Annotated in this window: 5 protein-coding genes and 1 pseudogene; 4 read left to right on the top strand and 2 right to left on the bottom strand. The window is 41.4% G+C overall.

The window, feature by feature from the left end; genetic code table 11:
- The coding region (locus DK428_RS11555) for a cation efflux transmembrane domain-containing protein (protein ID WP_109092245.1) at positions 1–874 on the bottom strand (874 nt) is incomplete at its 3' end.
- 639 nt (positions 875–1,513) lie between these two features.
- Here DK428_RS11555 and DK428_RS11550 point away from each other — a divergent pair.
- The 4 genes from DK428_RS11550 (at position 1,514) to DK428_RS11655 (ending at position 4,062) form a co-directional block, all read left to right on the top strand.
- On the top strand, positions 1,514–1,777 hold the full coding sequence (locus DK428_RS11550; RefSeq protein WP_109090108.1) for a hypothetical protein: 264 nt from the start codon (positions 1,514–1,516) through the stop codon (positions 1,775–1,777).
- Between the two features lie 48 nt (positions 1,778–1,825).
- Positions 1,826–1,993 carry a hypothetical protein gene (locus tag DK428_RS11660; RefSeq protein WP_165818856.1) on the top strand — a complete coding sequence of 56 codons (168 nt, stop codon included), beginning with the start codon at positions 1,826–1,828 and terminating at the stop codon, positions 1,991–1,993.
- Positions 1,994–2,015: 22 nt separating this feature from the next.
- Positions 2,016–2,267, top strand: a complete 252-nt coding sequence (locus DK428_RS11545) for a type II toxin-antitoxin system RelE/ParE family toxin (protein WP_239493803.1) — start codon at positions 2,016–2,018, stop codon at positions 2,265–2,267.
- A 1,564-nt stretch (positions 2,268–3,831) separates the two neighbouring features.
- On the top strand, positions 3,832–4,062 hold the full coding sequence (locus tag DK428_RS11655) for a hypothetical protein (RefSeq protein ID WP_162616597.1): 231 nt from the start codon (positions 3,832–3,834) through the stop codon (positions 4,060–4,062).
- 44 nt (positions 4,063–4,106) lie between these two features.
- Here the strand turns inward: DK428_RS11655 and DK428_RS11735 are convergent.
- A pseudogene (locus tag DK428_RS11735) lies at positions 4,107–4,206 on the bottom strand (cation transporter); the annotation flags it as partial.

The raw sequence follows: 4,206 nt of genomic DNA, 5'->3' as shown, positions 1-4,206 counted from the left end.
GTCTGGCACCGTTAAGTACAATCCCCCCCGCGATGGTGCCGATAATCAGATCTGGATAATTGGAACCGGTCCACGCGACCAGGGCGCCGGCGGTGATGCCCCCCAGGTTGATCACCACGTCGTTGGCCGAGAATATCCAGCTTGCCTTCATGTGCGCCCCGCCTTCCCGATGTTTGGATATGAGCAGCAGACAACTGGTATTGGCAATCAATGCGACGAATGCGATAGCCATCATCACCAGAGATTCAGGCTCACTACCGAATACAAAGCGTCTCACCACATCTACGAGCACGCCCACAGCCAAGATCAGTTGCAGTACACCAGCAAGATGCGCGGCACGTACCTGCATTTTCACGCTATGTCCAACCGCATAAAGGGCAAGCCCGTACACCGCCGCATCGGAAAAATTGTCCAGGGATTCTCCAATCAGGCCGGTGGACTGGGCGATCAGACCGGCAGTCATTTCCACCACGAACAGAAGTGCATTGATGCCGAGCAACCAGCGCAGGGTCCCGGATTCTTGCTTAGCAGAAGCTGCCGAAAACTCGGCGGCCTTGATGGTCTCTGGATTTGCAGCGACGGTTTCCTGAAGCGAGGCGCCTAGCCCCAGGGTCTTCAGTTTCGAGGTGACGGGCTCGACCTCGCCGTCATGCACGACCTTCAGCCGGCGGTTCGACAAGTCGAAGGACAGCGCCCGAATCTCCTCAAAGCCGTTCAGGGCTAGGCGAATCATTCGTTCTTCTGATGGACAGTCCATCTTCGGCACTGCATAAACACTGACCCATCTCCCTGGCGCCTCGGAGGAGGCCTGTATATCGGTATTCGCTGCGGACGTTGCATCACCGCCACAGGCGCCACCACAGGATTTGCTCATAATACGACTCCACTTGAACAATGTTGTGGTACCATTTTAAATTATAAAGCTACTATAAGGTCAATAGAGTAAAGAATCCGTTGGGGAGGAGGCTGATGCGCATTGGTCAGTTGGCACAGTTGAATGAAGTCGCCCAAAGGGCTCCGATTTTTTTAAATACCACATCGGAGCTTTATGGATTCTTTTATTTAAAATTTTGTAGAAAAGACAGAAAATCATTTAAAAATGACAAATTTTAGGACTGAAAAAAGCGCTAAAACAATTGTAGATCGTATAAAAAACACTCTAAATTTGATTTTGTAGAGAATCTCTACGGAATCTCCAGAGAATCTTTTGGCTAAATTCATAATAAAATCAAAAGATTCTCTGAGAACACTCTACAGATTCTCTGGAGAATCAGCTACCCCATGTCTAAAAAATGCTCACTACTGTATTCAAGCTTTGATTTATAAGGAAAAAAAGGCAAAATGCAATTTTGCGTTAGGTGTGTAATCACTTCATTTTTTGGTCTATTTTTAGGTTAAATTTCTGTTGTTTTTTTAAGGGATTTTTATGCGTTTTTATTCTCCCGAATTAAAGGCGATCACTATGCCGAATGAAAAAAAATGCTCATAAAAATTAAATAGGAGAGAGTGAAAAATGAATGAGGTTTTAGCCATTATTTTTTATAACTTGGCGATTATTTTTGTTTTAATTTTAGGGTTAGGATTATTCATAAAATACCAACACAAAAAAGGTATCGATGCCCTTTTAGAAAACATGAAAAAAGCCCATTCAACGTTTGCGGTTGATCGTAAATCACAAGCGGCCTTTGAAAAGCGTGCAAAAGAATGGGAAAGAAAACACCCGATTCACGCCATAAAACAACGGATTAAAAAACGCATTGAATGGCTGCTGCCATAGCAACGTGCTTTTCTGATAAACTACACGCATCTAAACACAGGAGGTTCTATGCAAATAGCCTTACACAATACCCCAACCTTTGAGAAAAAAGAGTCTTTCTACACAGAAGATGAGCTGTATTTGCTACATCAGTTAGAAAACGACTTAGTGAAAAGCAAATCGCATGATGACGTGATGGAAAACTTGAGACAGGTACTAAAACTTGATGAAGTTTGATTATTCGATTAGATGGTACTACTTGGCAGAAGAAAAACTGCTTACTCAAGCACAATACATCCTAAAACAGTCTCAAAACGCCGTCATCGCAGAAAATTTCTATGACGCTATCAAAAGTGAGGTTGATAAACTTTCTTTCACAGCAGACGTTTACCGGCTTAGAAAGAAAAAGGAAATCCCTATTCTGAACGGGAAATACCTTGTTAAATTCCTTATCAGCGCTCACACCGTCTATATTGTCGACTTCAAATCAGCAAAACAGCAACACTATTAAAAATCCGTTAACGCATTGGCACTTGCTGGCAATGTGTTGACGGATTCAGCAAGCCACTTGTGGCGCGCTAGCAATATTCCCATGAGGAAGTCCTTCCTCTCTTCATAGACAACTCAATCCTTTAAACTCCTTTAAAAGCGTTACCCTGTATCTGCCGATACAATTCATTCACACATAACGAAAGCATAGGAGATTAAACGTGATTGTTTTTGTGCTACAAGTCATTTCATTGGTGTTACAAATCGTGAAAATTATCGTGGAAATTTTGATTAAATTGGGCGTATTGAAAGGGTGATCGGGTTGCATAACTAGCCATTTTTAGCGGCTAGTTATGTTTAACATAATCACATCTTATGAGAAGGTGAGTGAATAGGTATGCAACACAGTGGTTATAAATCGCTGTGTTTTTTTTTGTTTAAAAAAACCTAACAAGGCATTTGAAGTTATAAAAAATGTTTTTTCATTAAAATTAGACTGAAAAAACAAGTGAACGCCCTTTATAGGGAAAAAGGAGAGAAAACAAAAAAATGAAAAAAATAATTTTTTTAATATTCTTAAGTTTTACGATAAACACTGAACTAGCTTTTAAATATGAGGTATCTAAAAACAATAAACAAACAAAATTATCAATAAACGTAAAAATGGACGGAAAAATCGAAAAAACACAACAAAGACAATAATATTTAACTATGACCCTATAAATTAAAAAGAAAAAGGACAGAGATTTTGACATCTCCGCCCTTTTTCTTGTAATCTTGTCGTTGCGTTCTTTGCTAACGATTCGACCCTCGCAAGTCAAATCTTAGCAAAGGGTAGCTAGTATTGCAAGAGATTGCGAAGCGTCCCTACTACCAAAAAATCATTTCAACGACGTAAACAAGAAACGCAAGCCTTAAATCAAACGGTCATTAGCCCGGACTTCGGAAGAATAAACAGGCGTAAAGTGGTGTAAAACAACGGTTCTTGCATACGAAAGCAAGCTCTGCCACCGCACTCAAGCAAGCGAAATTGACTTACCTGATAAGCGAGATTTAAGGATACAGCGTAACGTTCTGAGGGTCGAATGTTACAACATTAGAATTGCCACAACATTTTTCTGTTGCCCCATTCAAGCAACGATAGAAAGCAGAACAACATAAACGTTTAAGCTGCATTGTGGATTTGTGGACGGTCGAGCCAGTTTTGCCCTAACGGGTCGTATTGGTAAACCTATGAATAGCCTGATGGATAAATCAAAGATTTAACCACAGGCTAACGCCTAAAGGCTTTCACAGGTTTACTAACACTCAAAACTTACCGCCCGCAAGCCCCACAAAGCTAATAAATAATAAATTTTTATTTTTTGTTTTGTTTGAAGGCTCACGATGTTCGCCTAGAAAAATGAAGTCGCCTACGGCTCCGATTTTTTATATACCACTTCGGGGCTTTTGGCGTACTATTGTCTAAAGTTAAAGCAAGGACACATAGCCCCGTATCTGTGATACTAAGTCTATGCCCTTGCAAGAGGGATAAATCCCCCTTGACCCCCTGCGGTTTCACCGCTAATTTGAAGAACGGACACCTAATGAAAAAGCGAACCAAACGCCTAGAAATAGCATTGTCAGAAGATGAATACAATGCCTTGCTTGAACGAAAAACGAAAGCAAGGCTTGCGGAGTTTGCGAGAAGAAAACGCCTTAATCATTCAACAATACCACGAAATCAGCGAGCAATTAACGACATTACAGAGTTTAATAAACAGCTTAAAACGGTAATATCTCAACGCAAAAAACAAAGCAGGGGTATAAGCAGATAAAACAGGGCATACGGCGAGAGCTTTTTGCCAATAATGAGCATTATTTAACCATTCAACGCCAAAATGCGTCTGGCACCGTTAAGTACAATCCCCCCCGCGATGGTGCCGATAATCAGATCTGGATAATTGGAACCGGTCCACGCG

Source organism: Aggregatibacter kilianii, assembly GCF_003130255.1.
Classification (GTDB): domain Bacteria; phylum Pseudomonadota; class Gammaproteobacteria; order Enterobacterales; family Pasteurellaceae; genus Aggregatibacter; species Aggregatibacter kilianii.
This window is presented reverse-complemented; position numbering and strand designations above follow the sequence as displayed.

Excerpts from the sequence above, each read along its gene's own strand:
- DK428_RS11655 (WP_162616597.1), top strand. The coding sequence starts at position 3,832 with ATGAAAAAGCGAACCAAACGCCTAGAAATAGCATTGTCAGAAGATGAA.
- DK428_RS11660 (WP_165818856.1), top strand. The coding sequence starts at position 1,826 with ATGCAAATAGCCTTACACAATACCCCAACCTTTGAGAAAAAAGAGTCT.
- DK428_RS11550 (WP_109090108.1), top strand. The coding sequence starts at position 1,514 with ATGAATGAGGTTTTAGCCATTATTTTTTATAACTTGGCGATTATTTTT.